Below are 16377 nucleotides of genomic sequence, written 5' to 3'. Positions count from 1 at the left end.
GCCACAGACCACGACGATCAAGGGAGATATCGCGTGCCGACGCATGCAGAGCGCAGGAAACTGCCCTATACGCCGGAACAACTCTTTGATCTTGTCGCGGATATCGATTCCTATTCGGAGTTCCTTCCGTGGTGTGTCGCATCGCGGGTGCGCAAGCGTGAAGGCAATGTGCTTAAGGCGGATCTTGTGATCGGCTTTAAGATGTTTCGCGAAAAATACACATCGAAAGTCACCCTGCAGCGCCCGGATCGGGTCGATGTGGAATATCTGCAGGGGCCCTTCAAGTACCTGAATAACCATTGGGTGTTTGAAGAGGACGAGGACGGCGGTACGTCGCTTGATTTCTTTGTTGATTTCGAGTTTCGATCAGCACTTCTGCAGAAAATGATCGGTGTTGTGTTTAACGAGGCCGTCAAGATGATGGTGGGGGCGTTTGAAACCCGCGCACGCGAAGTGTATGGCGAGCCGAACTTGCCGACATCGGAAAATCAGGCCTGATTCCTAGTCCTTGCGATCCAGCATTTCTTCGATCAGGGCAAAGGCCTTAAGGACTGTTGCCTTGCGCACGGTATGGCGATCGCCCGGAAAGACCGTGTGGGTCGTGATGGTTTCACGGCCCTTGGCCGCACAGCCAAAATGAACAAGCCCGACCGGTTTGGTGTCGGAGCCGCCGCCCGGACCGGCAATGCCGGTAACCGAAACGGCGATGGTGGCATTTGGCGCACGATCAAGTGCACCTTCGCACATGGCGCGCGCAACCTGTTCCGATACCGCACCATGTTCGGCGAGCAAGTCATTGCCAACGCCGATCAGGCTGTGTTTGGCCTCGTTCGAATAGGTGACAAAGCCGCAATCGACCACCGATGAGCTGCCATCAACGCCGGTCAGGGTGCCGGTGATCAGACCGCCGGTGCAGGATTCGGCCGTGGCGATCATTTCGCCCTTGGCCTTGCAGCGCGCGATCAGGGCACTTGCCGCATTTAGAAGATCAGGGTCATTCATCATCACGATCATCCGTCCATCAGGTACTGGTCAGGAGCCAGTCAGGTCGCCAGTCAGGTAAACAACGCCGACAAGCGCAATCATGGCAAAAACGCCGGCCAGGACATCATCAAACATGATGCCAAACCCGCCGCCCACGCGCCGGTCAACCCAGCGTATCGGCCAAGGCTTGATGACGTCAAATATGCGGAATGCCAAAAAGGCAATTAACAGCCACACGGCATCCATCCAGACCGCACCAAGTGGCACGACAAGCAGACACATCCATTGGCCGACCACTTCGTCAATGACGATTTCGCCGGCGTCATGGATGCCAAGCATGTTGCTGTAAAGATGGGCGACCCAGATGCCGACGGCAAAAACGGCGATGCTGGCGATGATCAGTGCTGTGTTTCCGCCATAGGCCCAGATCAGCCAGCCAAAGGGCAGGGCGGCGAACGAACCGGCCGTGCCGGGTGCCTTCGGGCTTTTGCCGCTATAAAACCAGGTTGCGGCAAAGGTGATCATAAATCGGGAAAACGCCATTCTCAGCAAACGCATATGATGTGGAAGATGGCCATAGGTAACACAGCATATGAGCAGAAGGTGAAAATTTTGCGATTAAGGATGTGTTAACGGGCTTGCTTGCAGGCCGAGTTACAGGTAGCGTAAAGATAAAGGCGAAAATGTCTCAGGCGGGGTCAAAGAAACTCTGCATAACCGGGGTAACCGGACGTGCATACGGGCAACTAGGGGTTAGACACTGAATATGTCGGCGTTTGAACGCATTCGTCGGTTGGTGGATAAATGGTTTCCGGATCGGCAGTTGCTTATCCGTTCCAATGATTCCGTTTACCAGCTTCGGCTTGGAAAATACGCGCAGGTCGCACTGGCCTCATTCGGGGCAGCAGCCATAACCTGGACGGTCGGCGTTACAGGTTATAGCTGGTACCTAGATCAGCGCCTTACAATGCGTGAAGAGCAGCTTTTCAGAAGCGAGCTGTCGTACAACCGTCTGATCGCCCGGGTTACCGAAAGTCAGCGCCGTTTTGGCGAGATTACATCCCAGATGGAAGATACCCATCGTAATCTGTTGTCGATGGCGGAAAAGAACCTGCAGCTTCAGGCGCGGGTACAGGATTATACCTCCAAGCTTGCTGATAGCGAGAAGGAGAAAGTCCGGATTTCATCGCTTCGCACGTCGATGGATAACCAGATGAACGCGTTGCAGGGGCAGATTGACGGGATCACCAACCGCAACCTTGCACTGCGCGATGAGTTGGAAACGGTTGAGACCGTCATGTCGCGTGTGATGCGCGAACGTGATCAGGCTTTGCAGCGGTCCAAAAAGCTTCAGGGTGAACTGAGCGAAGCGCGTCAGCGTATTGCTGATTTGCACTCGATCCAGCAACAAGCCATGCAGCGGGTGGCACAGACGGCAGATACCACCATTCTCGAACTTGAGAATGTGCTTGAGATGACCGGCCTGCAGCCGGAAACATTTGTTCTGCCGCCGATGAAGCCGCAGCAGCCCGGCGTTGGTGGTCCGTTCGTGGCGTTTGAGCCCGAACACCCGCAGGACGAGGAATTTGTCAATACGGCGTTGGCGTTGAATGATCGTATGGATCACCTTGCCAACCTGCATGACAGGATCAAGAAGACGCCAATCGGGGAACCGGCGGCGAAATACTATCTATCGAGCGCGTTCGGTAAACGAAAAGACCCGATCAATGGTCGCTGGGCTTTTCATTCCGGTGTTGATCTTGCCGGACCGATCAAGACACCAATTCTTGCAACCGCACCGGGCAAAGTGGTGCATGCGGGATGGAGTGGCAAATACGGGAAGATGGTCGAAGTTGATCACGGAAACGGTATTCGAACCCGTTATGGCCACCTATACAAGGTCCTCGTAAAGAAGGGCGACGAAGTGCAGTACCAGGACCATATCGCCTTGATGGGAAGCACGGGCCGCAGTACCGGTAGCCATGTGCATTATGAAGTTCTGGTCAATAATAAGCCGGTCAATCCTGTAAAATTTATTGAGGCGGGACGTTATGTTTTCAAAAGCGAGCAAGACGACACAAACAACGAATAAAAGTGGTTCACACGGCGCCGAGAAAAAAGGTGGCCTGTCGGTCATCAATGCCGATCTTCGTGTGACGGGTGATCTGATTTCGGAATCCGATGTTCAGGTTGATGGTTCGGTCAATGGCGATATTCGCACACGAACCCTGACCATCGGTCAAAGCGGCGAAGTCCGCGGCGAAATCGTTGCCGACAAAATCCGCATTTGCGGCACTGTTATCGGTCAGGTCCGGGCAAAGGACGTTTCCCTTTCCGATACCGCCCGCATGATCGGTGATATTCTTCACGAAAGCCTTTCCATCGAGCCGGGTGCCCATATTGAAGGCCATTGCCGCCGCATCGAAAGTGCTGCCGACGAAGGCGGCCTGACGGTGATCCAGGCGGGGCAGGTGGTTGCTGCCAACGTGAAGAAAGAAAACAAATAATCACTTAAGTGATTTCTGTTGCGGTTTTTAGGTGGCGGGTCCGGCCATGCGCAAAGCCGACAGCAAAGCAAAAAAAGGCAGGCACCGGTTTCGGGCCTGCCTTTTTCATGTCTGGAAGTGATTGATGCTATCGGGCGTTATGCCTTTTGCGGTTCGCCAACCAGTGGCAACAACTCATCAAGGCCGTTCAGCACCACATCGGCGGTATGCGACAGGCGTTCGGCCGGGCTGTGCGCGCGATTGATCCAGGCGGTGCGGAAACCGAAATGCCCGGCCCCGGCAATATCCCAGCCGTTCGACGACTGGAACGAAATTTCGGCCGGTTCGACTTCAAGCTTGTCGACGGCAAGCTGATAAACATCCGGATGCGGCTTGTATGTTTTAAGATCATCGACACAGATGATCTGATCAAACAGCGACAGAATGCCCGACGATTTGGCCGCCGAGATCAGCATATGCTTGGCACCATTGGACAGGATCGCAAGCTTGTGACCCTGACTTTTAAGTGTTTTCAGCGTTTCGACGACTTCCGGGAAGGTATCAAGCGACAGATAGGTTTCCATCAGCTTGGCACGCAAAACCGGATCCTTTTTGCCAATCTGATCAAGCGCATAATCGAGCGCATCACCGGTCACGGTCCAGAAATCGGCAAAGTCCCCCATCAGACTGCGCAGCCAGGTGTATTCAAGTTGCTTTTGTCGCCAGAGGGATGAAAGGCGGTCTGCTTCATCGCCGACGCTGTCGCGCAATTTGGCAACGGCAGAGCCGACATCAAACAGGGTGCCATAGGCATCGAAAACAAAAGCACGGCAGGAAGACAGTGCGTTATCGGACATATTGCTGACCTCTTCTGACAAGCAGTATTGATCAAATATGGGGTGCAGGTGGACAAGCGCAAATCAGGACCGTGGGCAAGTCGCCCGCAAACCCTTATTCTGCGTTGCTCACCGCGTCGCTTTGACCCATTGCGATCTCGTCCCGGGCAAAACGCCGGCGATAGACATAAGTTCCTTCCATCACACGCTGAACGTAGTTTCGGGTTTCGCTATAGGGGATCATTTCGATCCAGTCGACCAGATCGACATCCGGGTCGCGCGGATCGCCATATTCGTTGATCCATTGGCGCACACGGGTCGGCCCGGCATTGTAACTGGCGATCGTCAGGACTTCCTGACCATCCCAACGATCAAGAAGGCGGCTGAGATATGCACGGCCAACTGCGATGTTGAAGGACGGATCCTCGATCAGGCGATCGGTGTCGTAATCAAGCTTGAGCGACTGTGCCATGCGTTTTGCCGTGGCGGGCATCAGCTGCATCAGACCACGTGCGCCAGCAGATGAGACCGCCTGCGGGTTAAACAGGCTTTCCTGACGCATGATGGCATGGACCAGTGCCGGATCCGGGGCACGGCCCAGCGGAACCTGTTCATGGATCGGGTAGGCGGCATCAAGATAACCGCTGCCAGTCCGGATGCTGCGTTTGGCGGCAAGGATGCCCAGATCGGTGCGGCCATATTCGCGCGCCAGATCGGTCGCCATGGCGAGGTATTCCGGTTCATCATGTTCGTAAACCAGTGCCATGATGAAAGGACGGATGATATTGCCAAGGCCCATCGCGCCGAGCTTGCGGACAACCTGGGTCAGTTCCTGTGCTTCGAATTCGGCGCGTTGTTCGGCGGTCGGGACCGGCTGTTCAACCGAATAGGATGGCTTGCTGCCCAGTTTGTCGATGGCAAGCTGCCCATAGAAGGTGTGGGCATGTTCAGCCGCGATTGCATACCATTCCTTGGCGCGTTTCTGATCGCCAAGCGCCTCGTTTGCGCGCCCGGCCCAGTAAGAGCCGCGCGACAGGCTGATCGGGTATTGAACGACATCATAAAGGTTCTGGAAATGGGTCAGCGCGATGTCGGCATCACCCAAAAATTCAAGCGCGATCCAACCCGCATACCATTCGGCCTCGGCGATATCGCCCGGATCAACCTGCCCGTGGTTGGCGACCAAGCGATAGGCATCGGTAATATGGCCCTTTTGCAGGGCGCGGCGGGCCAGAATGGCCTTTTCCAGCCACCAGTATTGCGGCCGGATCGAGATATAGGCGAGGTCATTGGCCTGCGAGAGCAGAAGATCACGCGCATCCTGATCGCGGTCCTTCTTGCGGCGCCAGCGCACACGTTCGTAAATCAGGCCGGGATCGTCGCGGTATTTTTCCGGTACGCGATTGATCGCACCGTCAACACCGCCACTCATGGCGCGCAGGGCAGCGCGGGCCTCGGCCAGGCGACGGTAATCGTCGCTGACATATTTCATCATACGCGCGGCCGTCGTCAGACGACCTTCCCATAACAGGCGATCAAGGCGCTGTTGATGGGTTTCCTGATCAATATATTCGCCGTAGCGATCAAGGAAGCGGCGTTCCTGACCGCTGCCGAAATTCTCGTTAATCCAGCTATGGCGGACCAGTGCGATGGCCGCCGATTCCTGTCCAGCACCCAGCAACGCCTTGATCTGGCGGGTTGCGCCATCAGCCGTCACGGGGGCGGATCGTTTGAACCAGGCCAGAATTTCGTCATCGGGCACGGCATCGGTCATGGCTTCTTCGGCGCGCTGTCTTAGCAGCGCCTGATTGGGCCATTTCGGATGGGCATCGATGAAGGCGGTGATTTCTTCAAAGCTGTGCCCGGAATTGGGGGCGGTCAGCAGCATCCATTCCGCTGCCTTTTGCAGCAGGGGATCATCGAAGTTGGTCAGGAGTTGTTCGAAAATGTCGGTCTTGCCATCTTCAACCGCGTCCAGAAAGGCGTTCAGGCGCGCCCGGCTGACAGCAGAATACAGCGGCGAGGGCGGCTGCGTCTGAAGAACGTTGTCTTCATTCGTTGCGGCCTGCACCTGATAACTGCCTGGTATCAAGATCGAAAAGCCCAGTGCCAATGCGCAGATCGAAATCTTGCGGAAAGACGCTTGCGCCATGTGATGTTCCCCTTGTGCCTTGCGGCAACGAATGCTCTCTCGAGCCGGGCATTATGGCAGCGAAATTGATAAAAGCCAAACAGTCCTGACGGGAATTTTCAGACCCGATCCCGGATCGCCCGGATTATTGGATACAGTGCTTGCGGGAAACCCCAACAGCGGCTATTTTCGCGACCGCTTTCAATATATCCCGAATTTGGAGATCTCTATGTTTAAGGGTTCAATCACAGCTTTGATCACACCATTCACGCAAGATGGTGCGATTGATGAAAAGGCGTTCCAGTCTTTTGTGGATTGGCAGCTTAAACAGGGCACGACAGGTGTTGTGCCTGTCGGAACCACCGGTGAATCTCCGACCCTTAGCCATGCCGAGCATCATCGCGTTGTCGAACTGGCACTTGAAGTTGCCAAAGGCCGCGGTCCAGTTATTGCCGGCACGGGTTCGAATTCGACCGCAGAAGCGGTGTCGCTGACCCGTCATGCGCAGAATGCCGGTGCGGATGCCGCACTTGTGGTAACGCCGTATTACAACAAGCCGACCCAGAAAGGCCTGTATGCGCATTACAAGGCAATTCATGACGCGACCGATATCCCGATTGTGATTTACAACATTCCGGGCCGCTCGATCGTCGATATGCATGTGGATACCATGGCGCAGTTGGCCAAATTGCCGCGGATTGTCGGTGTTAAGGATGCGACCAGCGATCTGGAACGCCCGGCATTGACTCGCCTGGCAGCGGGTGCCGATTTCTGCCAGCTGTCGGGTGAAGACGGTACGATTGTGCCATTCCTGGCACAGGGTGGTCATGGCTGCATTTCCGTCACGTCGAACATCGCGCCGAAATTGTGTGCTGATCTGCACACGGCTTGGGCTGCGGGGAACATTTCGAAAGTTCAGGAGTTGAACTATCGACTGATGCCGGTTCACAAGGCGATGTTCTGTGAATCCAGCCCCGGACCGGTGAAATACGCAGCAGAGCTTCTTGGCCTGTGTGGCAGCCATATGCGTTTGCCGATGGTCGAGATTGCCGAAGAATCCAAACGCAAGGTCGAAGCCGCACTTAAGAATGCTGGTATTCTCGGCCAGTAAGCGATAACAAGCGTCTTATGGCACCCAAGAAAGAAACAAGTAACAACAAGATTGTCGCGCAGAACCGGCGGGCCCGCTTTGACTTTTTCCTAACGGAAACGTTTGAAGCCGGCATCGCCCTGCGCGGTACCGAAGTTAAATCGCTGCGCGATGGCAAGGGGAATATTCAGGAATCCTATGCCGAAGCGAAGAACGGCGAAGTGTGGCTGATCAACGCTTATATCCCTGAATATCAAAGCAAAATGCCGTTTGGCCACGAAGAGCGCCGACCGCGCAAGCTGCTTTTGCATAAGCGTGAAATCACCAAGATGCATGATGCCCTGAACAAGAAGGGGTTCACCCTTGTTCCGGTCAAACTGTATTTCAATGAGCGCGGTATTGCGAAACTTGAACTCGCCATTGCCGAGGGCAAGAAAAAGGCCGACAAGCGTGAAGCGGTCAAAGAACGTGACTGGCAGCGCGACAAGGCGCGTTTGATGCGCGACTTTGGCTGATTGAAAGATCGGTCGCGGGCATGTGACTTGCCGTGGCCCTGTGAAAAGAGATTAAATGGCGCTGACATGGTGAACGTGTTGGCGCCATTTTTCGTATGTCGATCATCAACCAAGGAATATCCAGTGACCGAGAGCTTTTCAGGCAAGATCAAAGACAAACTGATCGCGGCCAAGCGCAAGTGGGCCGAAGACGGGCGCTTGATGACCGGCGCGCCGGATACTGAGCGTGCGAAGCGTTTGCCGCCGGGCCAGCGTCTTGTCACGGATTGGCCGGTTCTGGATCTTGGTATCACGCCGCATGTGTCAGCGGATGACTATCAGCTTGAAATCAACGGGCAGGTCAGAAAGCCGATGACATTGAGCTTTTCCGATCTGCTTGATTTGCCGCATGTGACGGCCAAAAACGACATTCACTGTGTGACCAGTTGGTCACGATACGAAAATCGCTGGCAGGGCGTGTTGGCCACAACGCTGGCAGAGCTTGTTGATCCATTACCCGCTGCGCGTCACGTCCTGTTTACCGCCCATGACGGCTATACGACCAATGTCCGGATCGAACAGTTTCTGGATGATGATGTGCTGTTGGCCCATCATTGGGAGGGAGAGCCGCTGAGTGAAGAACATGGCGGGCCGCTTCGTGTTGTGATCCCGAAGCTTTATTTCTGGAAAAGTGCCAAATGGGTGAAAAAGATCACCTTTGCCCGTGATGACAAACCGGGCTTCTGGGAAGAACGCGGATATCACAACAATGCCGACCCATGGACGGAGGAGCGCTATGAATAGGCGGCAATTCGTTGTATTCTTTGTCTTTACTATTGTTGTCGTGAGTTTGTCCTGGAGGGAGACAATGGCATCGGATGATGCGCCATCTGCATACGACTTTTCTTTCCCGGCGATTGATGCCGGTGAAATCCATCTTTCAGAGTATAACGACAAAGTCGTTTTGCTGGTAAATACCGCCTCGATGTGCGGGTTTACGCCACAATATACCGGCCTGCAGAAACTGTGGGAAGATTACCGTGACGAGGGGCTTGTTGTCCTTGGTGTCCCGTCGGCCGATTTCGGCGGGCAGGAATATAGCGAGGATGCTGATATCCTTGATTTCTGTGAGGTCAATTTTGATGTCGACTTCCCGCTGACATCAAAAACCACGGTCAAAGGCCCGGATGCGCACCCGTTCTATAAGTGGGCAGAGCAGGAATTGGGGGCGGAAAACGCCCCGCAATGGAATTTCCACAAATATCTGATTGGCCGCGATGGCAAGCTTATTCAAAGCTTTGACAGTCGTACCAAGCCGGAAGATGAGGAAATTGTCAGCGCCATTCGCGCAAGCCTTTAGGGCAAAACTGCCAAAAGACGATTTGATGACGGGACGGCGGGTTACCGCCGTCCGTCCATGACATCAAGAAATGCCAATCCGTACTGATCAAGCTTTTTGACGCCGACACCGTTGATGGATGCCATATCTTCAAGGGTGCGGGGTTTGAAACGCACCATTTCCCAAAGTGTCCGGTCACTGAAGATCACATAGGGCGGCACATTCTGGCTGGTTGCCAGTTCGCGGCGGAGCGTGCGCAAACGTTCCCAAAGATCGCGGTCTTCCTCGTTTTCGAACTCTGTATCGAAATCGCGCAGGCGCTTGGTCATGGCGCGTTTGCTTTCGCCCGGGTCCTTGCGCATTTCGACGACTTTTTCGCCGCGCAGAACCGGTCGGGACTCCTCGGTCAGATAGACGCCGCCATGTCCTTCGACATCGACCTCGAGATATCCCATGGCAAGGAGCTGTCGGAAGACCGAGCGCCATTGTGGCTGGGCGATATCCTTGCCAATGGCATAGACCGAAAGCTTGTCATGGCCGTTTTGGCGAATTTTTTCGGTCTTGCGGCCCATCAGGACTTCGATGACATGCGCCGGGCCAAAGCGTTGGCCAGTGCGATACACCGCCGACAGCGCCTTGCGCGAGGCCTGGGTTGCGTCCCAGGTATCAACCGGTTCAAGGCAGGTGTCGCAGTTGCCGCACGGCTCGTGGCGATCTTCACCAAAATAGGACAGGATCACCTGACGGCGGCAACGGGTGGTTTCCGCAAGCCCAACCAGCGCATCGAGTTTACGCGATTCAATGCGTTTCTGGGCTTCGGGGGCGTCGGAACCCGCCACCATGCTTCGGATCGAAACGATATCAGACAGATCGTAATTCATCCACGCATTGGCCGGCAGTCCATCACGTCCGGCACGCCCGGTTTCCTGATAATAGGCTTCCATGCTTTTGGGCAGGTTGAGATGGGCGACAAAGCGGACATTGGGTTTGTCGATCCCCATACCAAAGGCCACAGTGGCACAGATGATCAGCCCGTCTTCACGCAGGAAGCGGTCCTGATGAAGTTGGCGTGTTTCCTGTGCCAGACCTGCGTGATACGGCAGGGCCGGTCGACCATTTTCCGAAAGCCATTGCGCGACGTCTTCGGTTTTGCGCCGTGACAGGCAATAGACAATCCCGGCATCCTTGGCATGTTCGCGATTAAGGAACGACAGCAGGCGTTGCTTGGCATTGCCCTTGGTTTCAATGCGATAGGTGATGTTCGGGCGGTCAAAACCGGTGATAAAGCACTGTGCATCTGTCAGATGCAGGTTTTCGGCAATGTCTTTGCGGGTGGGCGTATCGGCCGTTGCAGTCAGCGCAATGCGCGGCACATGGGCAAAGCGGGTTGGCAGCAAATCAAGGCGGCGATATTCCGGGCGGAAATCATGACCCCATTGCGACACACAGTGGGCTTCATCAATTGCAAACAGTGAAATGCTGATCCGGTCGAGCAGGTTCAAAAACCGGTCAGAGGCAAAACGTTCCGGCGCCACATAGAGAAGATCGATATCACCATCGACGGCACGCGTTTCAATTTCGCGCGCGGCATCGGGGGCAAGGGTCGAATTGATAAAGGCCGCCTTGACGCCCAGCTGATTAAGCGCATCGACCTGATCCTTCATCAACGCGATCAGCGGGGAAACGACAACTGCCGTTCCCGGACGACACAGGGCGGGCACCTGATAGCAAAGCGACTTGCCGCCGCCGGTCGGCATCAGGACCAGTGCATCATTTCCAGCGATGACATGATCAATGATTTCAGCCTGTTGGCCACGAAAGCTGTCATAGCCGAACACTTCTTGCAGAACGTCAATCGGCTGACGTTGTACAGGTCGGTCGAGAAGGTCGGGCATGGGCAATGTATCGGGCAAATTAACCGTCCAGATGTGCGCGAATTCCGGCAAAGACGTTTTCAAACATCTCTGGCGTCAGGCGATAGGTCTGGGTGTTGTAGCGCGAACAGTGATAGCTATCAAACAATGTGATGCCATTTTCCATTTTATGCGATGCGCCATGGCCAAATTTCAGCGATGAAAGCTTGAGCCCGAAGGTGCGCAGCATCGCCTGATGGGCCACCTGCCCAAGGCAAAGAATGGCCGACAGGTTCTTCATGGCATCAAATTCGCTGATCAGGAACGGACGGCAGGTATTGGCCTCTGGCCCGGTCGGCTTGTTTTCCGGTGGCACGCATTTCACCGCGTTGGTGATGCGGCAATCAAGCAGTTCAAGGCCATCATCCGGGCGTTTGTCATAGGTGCCCTTGGCAAAGCCGAACTTTTTAAGCGTGTCATACAACAGATCACCAGCATAGTCGCCGGTGAAGGGGCGGCCGGTGGCATTAGCCCCCTTAAGCCCGGGGGCAAGGCCAACGATCAGAAGACGCGCATCAAGCGGGCCGAAAGGACGCACCGGCCCGTTGTAGAATTCGGGAAACTTTTCCTGATTCTTGCGGCGGAATTCAACAAGGCGCGGGCAAAGCTGACAATCGATATCGGGTTGCTGATAGGCGGTCATGGCAAGTCTGACGTTTTGCCGGTTACAGTGCGGGCTGTAACCGGTGGTGATCAGGGCAGGGTGACGGGCGACGCGGTGTCGCGATCAATCGTAATCGAATTCTTCGAGATCGGGATGTTCGGGATGATCGTCGATATCGGGGTGATCGTCGTCGCGTCGTTGCTGAACCTTGCGCGCAATCGTGCCTTCAAGGGCGGTCAGTTCGATAAAGTTATCGGCCTGACGGCGCAATTCGTCGGCAACCATTGGCGGATTTGATTTGACGGTAGAAACAACAGTGACGCGCACACCTTTGCGCTGCACGGCGTCGACCAGACGGCGGAAATCACCATCGCCCGAGAAAATAACAACATGATCAAGGTGTTGCGCCATTTCCATGACGTCAATTGCCAACTCGATATCCATGTTGCCCTTGATCTTGCGGCGACCGGCGGCGTCGGTGAATTCCTTGGTCGGTTTGGTGACCATGGTGTAGCCGTTATAGTCCAGCCAATCGACAAGCGGACGGATCGGGGAATACTCCTGATCTTCAATCAGGGCGGTGTAGTAGAAGGCCCGGATCAGCTGACCTTTCTGGGCGAAAAGATCCAAAAGACGTTTGTAATCAATGTCAAAACCAAGGGCACGGGCAGCGGCATAAAGATTGGAGCCGTCGATAAATAACCCGATGCGTTCTTGCGGGTAAAAAATCATCGTTAAATTCCTCAAACATCAAATTTAATTATGCAGTTCCTAAAATACGGAACTTTCAAATACAGACCTTTCATGTTTACCGTGGGCACCGGGACAAAGAAAGGCGAAAATATCGTGGACAGAGCAGGGTGGCTCCCTTAGATATGCCGTCTTTCCGAACCTTGTCATACGCCCAATCACCGAACCGAAGGTCTTCTTTGTGCGCAATTCTTCACCGTCAGACACCAGCATGATCGCGGATGACGCTATCCTGATTGCTTTCGGTGCAAATTTGCCTACCGAAGAATATGGTGCGCCTGCACAAACATTGAAAGCCGCACTGCGTCGATTGGCCGAAAATGGCGACATTTCGATCGATCAGGTGTCATCGTTTTATGAAACGGCACCGGTGCCGATTTCCGATCAGCCTTGGTACGTGAACGGTGTTGCACGCATTTCGACGGGCTTGTCAGCGCATGATCTGCTTTTGCGGTTACATGACGTTGAGGCCGAATTCGGGCGTGTTCGGCGGGAACGCAATGCCGCGCGCGTCATTGACCTTGACCTGATTGCTTATGGGCGGGAACTGGTGCGTGAAGAGGGCGGCATTCAGGTGCCGCACCCGCGCATGGCGGAACGGGCGTTTGTCTTGCTGCCGTTGCGCGATGTGGTTGCCGACTGGGTTCACCCGGTTTTGAACCGCACCGTTGATGATCTGATTTCCGATCTGCCGGCCGATCAGCAGATTCGCAAACAAACGAATGGCTGATAAAGCATGCGAAAACCTGATCGAAAGAGTGGTTTCGCTGTTGCAACACACGTGATCCGACGCTATAAAGCTCGGTCTGGACACCCCAAAAGTATTTCTGGAGACATTTATGGCGCGCGTTACCGTCGAAGATTGCGTTGACAAGATTCCGAACCGCTTTGAGCTTGTAATGCTTGCAGCTCAGCGTGCACGCAACATCTCGGCCGGTGCAGAACTGACCATTGATCGTGACAACGACAAGAACCCGGTTGTTGCGCTGCGTGAAATCGCCGAAGTAACGGTTGATTTTGACGATCTGCGCAATGGCATGGTGCAGGGTCTGCAGCGGCATGTTGAAGCCGATGAGCCGGAAGAAACCGAAGACGATTTCGGTCCGAAACTGGTTGCTGAAGCTGTTGAAGAAGCTTCCGCTGGCGTTGTTGCTCCGTCGGAAGAAGAATAAGGTCAGACTGATTTTGATCTGAACCTTTCCAAAAGAAGAGCCACGGTGTTTATCTTCCGTGGCTTTTTTTTGTCCAGATCGTACTATCTTATGAAAGGGGATGGATTATATCCCCTTAGGGTCGAAACTCATTCACATGACCGATCCGGCAACTGATATGAGAGAAAAAGCTAGGAAAAGCCCGCAGAACGGGGTGATCCCCGATCAAGGGATTTGACGCAGAGGCTTTCTCTCATATCAGTTGTCCTTCGGATCTCCCGGATTTGCACGGGCTACTTTGTCGCAAAACCTTGAAAGATGTATATCTTTCTGCAGTTTTGCTTCGCGTATCCGCACAAATCCGGGAGACCGGAGCGATTATGTGAATGAGTTTGGACCCTAGAAACTGCGGAGACGCCCCTGAATGATGCGGCAATACGAACTTGTTGAACGGGTTAAGGCATACGACCCCGATGCGTGCGAAACCACGCTGAACCGGGCCTATGTCTATGCGACCCAGAAACACGGTTCGCAAAAACGCGCATCCGGTGACCCGTATTTTTCCCATCCGATTGAAGTCGCAGGCATTCTGACCAATTACAAGCTTGATTGCGACACGATCATCACGGCCCTTTTGCACGACACCATCGAAGATACCGATGCGACCCCTGAAGAGATCACCAAGCTTTTCGGGACCAACATCATGAAGCTGGTCGATGGTGTGACCAAGCTGACCCAGATCGAGCTTAAATCAGCCGATTCCAAGCAGGCAGAAAACTTCCGCAAGTTGCTTTTAGCGATGTCCGAAGACATTCGCGTGTTGCTGGTCAAGCTGGCCGACCGACTGCACAACATGCGGACGTTGCATTATATCTCCAAGCCGGAAAAGCGTGTGCGGATCGCTGCTGAAACGCTTGAGATTTATGCCCCGCTTGCCGAGCGCATCGGTATGCATGACATCAAGGAAGAGCTTGAAGATCTGGCCTTCCAGCATATCAATCCCGAAGCACGGGATTCGATCCTCGCCCGCCTGGAATTCCTGCGCGAGAAGGATGACAACGTCGTCAGCCGGATTGTTTCCGAACTGACCGAAGTCATTTCGCGTCAGGGGCTTAAGGTCGACATTTACGGGCGCGAAAAGCGGCCCTATTCGATCTGGCAGAAGATGCAGCGCAAGAACATCACCTTCGGTGAGCTGTCTGACATCATGGCGTTTCGCGTGCTCGTCGATGACATGCCCAATTGCTATGAAGTGCTGGGCTATCTGCACGCCAATTACAAAGTGGTGCCGGGCCGGTTCAAGGATTATATCTCGACGCCGAAACCCAACGGATATCGTTCGATCCATACCACGGTGCTCGGCCCGGAAAATCACCGGATCGAGGTTCAGATCCGCACCCGCCAGATGCACGAGGTCAACGAAAACGGTGTGGCCGCGCACTGGGCTTATAAACAGGAAGCACCGACCGGACAGCAGAAGGAAGGGGTGCAGTATCGTTGGCTGCGTGACCTTCTTGATATTCTGGAACATGCGTCCGAACCGGAAGAATTCCTTGAACATACCAAGCTTGCGATGTTCCAGGATCAGGTGTTCTGCTTTAGCCCGAAGGGCGATGTGATCGCCCTTCCGGCCCGCGCAACCCCGGTCGATTTCGCCTATATGATCCATACCCACATTGGGGATACCTGTGTTGGGGCCAAGGTCAATGGGGCGATGGTGCCGTTGCGTACGGTGCTCAATAACGGTGATCAGGTCGAGATCGTAACATCGAAGGCGCAAACGCCGAATCCGACCTGGGAACGGTTTGTTGTTACCGGTAAGGCGCGGGCGCGAATTCGTCGCTTTATCCGCCAGCAGCAGGAAGACCAGTACAAGGATCTTGGCAAGGCGATCTTGCAAAAGGCGTTCCGTCAGGAAGGCTATGACTATTCCGACAAGGCGCTTGAAGGGGTTCTTAAAATCTTCAAGCAGCCATCGGTTGATGCACTTTTGACCCTTGTGGGGGCCGGGCATCACACCGGGCGTGAAGTTGTTCATGCCGTGTTCCCGGGCACCAAGGACAAGGAAACGGCGCGCAAGGTTGTGCCACTTGATAAGGTGCGCGCCCGCAAACATGATCACGCCATCCCGATCAAGGGCCTTATTCCCGGTATGGCCGTGCATTATGCTGGCTGTTGCCATCCGTTGCCGGGGGACCGGATTGTCGGGATTGTTACAACCGGCAAGGGTGTGACAATCCATACGATTGACTGCGATACGCTTGAAACCTTTACCGAGCAGCCGGAACGCTGGCTTGATGTCGGGTGGGATAACGAGGGCGAACCGGAACACTTCATCGGTCGCCTTGGATTGACCGTGGGGCATGAGCAGGGGGCGCTTAGCTCAATCACCAGCGTGATTGCCAAGAACCATGGCAATATCACCAATCTGCGCTTTACCAATCGCACGACAGACTTCTTTGAAATGCTGATTGATATCGATGTGGTCGATGTCAAACACCTGACCAATATCATTGCCGCATTGCGTGCCACACCGGTGGTCAATGCCGTTGAACGCGCGCGCGGGTGACGGCGAACTGTAAACGCCTTCACCTTTTAG

The 16377-nt window shown here is 54.6% G+C and carries 17 protein-coding genes; 10 read left to right on the top strand and 7 right to left on the bottom strand.

Features of this window, described 5'->3' with window-relative positions:
* The first annotated feature begins 33 nt into the window (after positions 1 to 33).
* Positions 34 to 498 (top strand): type II toxin-antitoxin system RatA family toxin, encoded by a 465-nt coding sequence (locus WBY09_RS11455; RefSeq protein ID WP_008891166.1) that lies wholly within the window; start codon positions 34 to 36, stop codon positions 496 to 498.
* Between the two features lie 3 nt (positions 499 to 501).
* On the opposite strand, the gene WBY09_RS11450 is transcribed toward WBY09_RS11455, so the two are convergent.
* On the bottom strand, positions 502 to 1005 hold the full coding sequence (locus WBY09_RS11450) for a CinA family protein (RefSeq protein ID WP_414716625.1): 504 nt from the start codon (positions 1003 to 1005) through the stop codon (positions 502 to 504).
* A 27-nt stretch (positions 1006 to 1032) separates the two neighbouring features.
* On the bottom strand, positions 1033 to 1527 hold the full coding sequence (locus tag WBY09_RS11445) for a phosphatidylglycerophosphatase A family protein (protein WP_252724116.1): 495 nt from the start codon (positions 1525 to 1527) through the stop codon (positions 1033 to 1035).
* 223 nt (positions 1528 to 1750) lie between these two features.
* Between WBY09_RS11445 and WBY09_RS11440 the strand changes: the two genes are divergently transcribed.
* Both WBY09_RS11440 and WBY09_RS11435 read left to right on the top strand, forming a co-directional pair.
* Positions 1751 to 3076: a peptidoglycan DD-metalloendopeptidase family protein gene (locus WBY09_RS11440; protein ID WP_336232755.1), complete on the top strand. Its 1326-nt coding sequence runs from the start codon at positions 1751 to 1753 to the stop codon at positions 3074 to 3076.
* Positions 3036 to 3491 (top strand): bactofilin family protein, encoded by a 456-nt coding sequence (locus WBY09_RS11435; RefSeq protein WP_008891162.1) that lies wholly within the window; start codon positions 3036 to 3038, stop codon positions 3489 to 3491. Before WBY09_RS11440 ends, WBY09_RS11435 begins: the two co-directional genes overlap by 41 nt.
* Positions 3492 to 3628: 137 nt before the next feature.
* Here WBY09_RS11435 and WBY09_RS11430 read toward each other — a convergent pair whose 3' ends face one another.
* Positions 3629 to 4327, bottom strand: coding sequence for a haloacid dehalogenase type II (locus WBY09_RS11430; RefSeq protein ID WP_063089417.1), 699 nt, complete (start codon positions 4325 to 4327; stop codon positions 3629 to 3631).
* 94 nt (positions 4328 to 4421) lie between these two features.
* Positions 4422 to 6458 (bottom strand): lytic transglycosylase domain-containing protein, encoded by a 2037-nt coding sequence (locus tag WBY09_RS11425; RefSeq protein WP_197147416.1) that lies wholly within the window; start codon positions 6456 to 6458, stop codon positions 4422 to 4424.
* 208 nt (positions 6459 to 6666) lie between these two features.
* Here WBY09_RS11425 and dapA point away from each other — a divergent pair, with 208 nt between their 5' ends.
* The 4 genes from dapA to WBY09_RS11405 all read left to right on the top strand — a co-directional run bounded on the left by dapA (position 6667) and on the right by WBY09_RS11405 (position 9381).
* Entirely contained in the window at positions 6667 to 7548 is an 882-nt protein-coding gene (dapA, locus tag WBY09_RS11420; RefSeq protein WP_064789137.1) for a 4-hydroxy-tetrahydrodipicolinate synthase, read from the top strand.
* A gap of 17 nt (positions 7549 to 7565) precedes the next feature.
* Positions 7566 to 8042 carry an SsrA-binding protein SmpB gene (smpB, locus tag WBY09_RS11415; RefSeq protein WP_008891158.1) on the top strand — a complete coding sequence of 159 codons (477 nt, stop codon included), beginning with the start codon at positions 7566 to 7568 and terminating at the stop codon, positions 8040 to 8042.
* Between the two features lie 123 nt (positions 8043 to 8165).
* Positions 8166 to 8825: a sulfite oxidase-like oxidoreductase gene (locus tag WBY09_RS11410; RefSeq protein ID WP_336232753.1), complete on the top strand. Its 660-nt coding sequence runs from the start codon at positions 8166 to 8168 to the stop codon at positions 8823 to 8825.
* A 64-nt stretch (positions 8826 to 8889) separates the two neighbouring features.
* Positions 8890 to 9381, top strand: a complete 492-nt coding sequence (locus WBY09_RS11405) for a glutathione peroxidase (protein WP_008891155.1) — start codon at positions 8890 to 8892, stop codon at positions 9379 to 9381.
* A 41-nt stretch (positions 9382 to 9422) separates the two neighbouring features.
* Here the strand turns inward: WBY09_RS11405 and recQ are convergent, their stop codons facing one another.
* From recQ to WBY09_RS11390, 3 genes are all read right to left on the bottom strand, one after another.
* On the bottom strand, positions 9423 to 11255 hold the full coding sequence (recQ, locus tag WBY09_RS11400) for a DNA helicase RecQ (protein ID WP_064789277.1): 1833 nt from the start codon (positions 11253 to 11255) through the stop codon (positions 9423 to 9425).
* Positions 11256 to 11274: 19 nt separating this feature from the next.
* Positions 11275 to 11916, bottom strand: a complete 642-nt coding sequence (locus WBY09_RS11395; protein ID WP_008891153.1) for a uracil-DNA glycosylase — start codon at positions 11914 to 11916, stop codon at positions 11275 to 11277.
* An 84-nt stretch (positions 11917 to 12000) separates the two neighbouring features.
* A complete protein-coding gene (locus WBY09_RS11390) occupies positions 12001 to 12609 on the bottom strand; it encodes a LabA-like NYN domain-containing protein (protein WP_008891152.1) in 609 nt (202 codons plus the stop codon).
* 199 nt (positions 12610 to 12808) lie between these two features.
* On the opposite strand from WBY09_RS11390, the gene folK reads away from it, so the two are divergent.
* The 3 genes from folK to WBY09_RS11375 all read left to right on the top strand — a co-directional run bounded on the left by folK (position 12809) and on the right by WBY09_RS11375 (position 16347).
* A complete protein-coding gene (gene folK / locus WBY09_RS11385) occupies positions 12809 to 13357 on the top strand; it encodes a 2-amino-4-hydroxy-6-hydroxymethyldihydropteridine diphosphokinase (protein WP_082923512.1) in 549 nt (182 codons plus the stop codon).
* A 109-nt stretch (positions 13358 to 13466) separates the two neighbouring features.
* Positions 13467 to 13799: a DNA-directed RNA polymerase subunit omega gene (rpoZ, locus tag WBY09_RS11380; RefSeq protein ID WP_008891150.1), complete on the top strand. Its 333-nt coding sequence runs from the start codon at positions 13467 to 13469 to the stop codon at positions 13797 to 13799.
* Between the two features lie 403 nt (positions 13800 to 14202).
* Entirely contained in the window at positions 14203 to 16347 is a 2145-nt protein-coding gene (locus WBY09_RS11375) for a RelA/SpoT family protein (protein WP_063089421.1), read from the top strand.
* The last annotated feature ends 30 nt before the right edge of the window (positions 16348 to 16377 follow it).

Source organism: Thalassospira sp. CH_XMU1458, assembly GCF_037027205.1.
GTDB lineage: Bacteria > Pseudomonadota > Alphaproteobacteria > Rhodospirillales > Thalassospiraceae > Thalassospira > Thalassospira tepidiphila.
The sequence above is the reverse complement of the archived record's forward strand: the minus strand, read 5'-3'. Positions and strand labels throughout refer to the sequence as shown.

Coding starts and splice junctions, on each gene's coding strand:
- recQ (WP_064789277.1), bottom strand. CDS start 11,255: ATGCCCGACCTTCTCGACCGACCTGTACAACGTCAGCCGATTGACGTT.
- WBY09_RS11435 (WP_008891162.1), top strand. CDS start 3,036: ATGTTTTCAAAAGCGAGCAAGACGACACAAACAACGAATAAAAGTGGT.
- dapA (WP_064789137.1), top strand. CDS start 6,667: ATGTTTAAGGGTTCAATCACAGCTTTGATCACACCATTCACGCAAGAT.
- rpoZ (WP_008891150.1), top strand. CDS start 13,467: ATGGCGCGCGTTACCGTCGAAGATTGCGTTGACAAGATTCCGAACCGC.
- WBY09_RS11425 (WP_197147416.1), bottom strand. CDS start 6,458: ATGGCGCAAGCGTCTTTCCGCAAGATTTCGATCTGCGCATTGGCACTG.
- WBY09_RS11375 (WP_063089421.1), top strand. CDS start 14,203: ATGATGCGGCAATACGAACTTGTTGAACGGGTTAAGGCATACGACCCC.
- WBY09_RS11395 (WP_008891153.1), bottom strand. CDS start 11,916: ATGACCGCCTATCAGCAACCCGATATCGATTGTCAGCTTTGCCCGCGC.
- WBY09_RS11450 (WP_414716625.1), bottom strand. CDS start 1,005: ATGATGAATGACCCTGATCTTCTAAATGCGGCAAGTGCCCTGATCGCG.
- WBY09_RS11430 (WP_063089417.1), bottom strand. CDS start 4,327: ATGTCCGATAACGCACTGTCTTCCTGCCGTGCTTTTGTTTTCGATGCC.
- WBY09_RS11405 (WP_008891155.1), top strand. CDS start 8,890: ATGGCATCGGATGATGCGCCATCTGCATACGACTTTTCTTTCCCGGCG.
- WBY09_RS11445 (WP_252724116.1), bottom strand. CDS start 1,527: ATGGCGTTTTCCCGATTTATGATCACCTTTGCCGCAACCTGGTTTTAT.
- WBY09_RS11440 (WP_336232755.1), top strand. CDS start 1,751: ATGTCGGCGTTTGAACGCATTCGTCGGTTGGTGGATAAATGGTTTCCG.
- smpB (WP_008891158.1), top strand. CDS start 7,566: ATGGCACCCAAGAAAGAAACAAGTAACAACAAGATTGTCGCGCAGAAC.
- WBY09_RS11390 (WP_008891152.1), bottom strand. CDS start 12,609: ATGATTTTTTACCCGCAAGAACGCATCGGGTTATTTATCGACGGCTCC.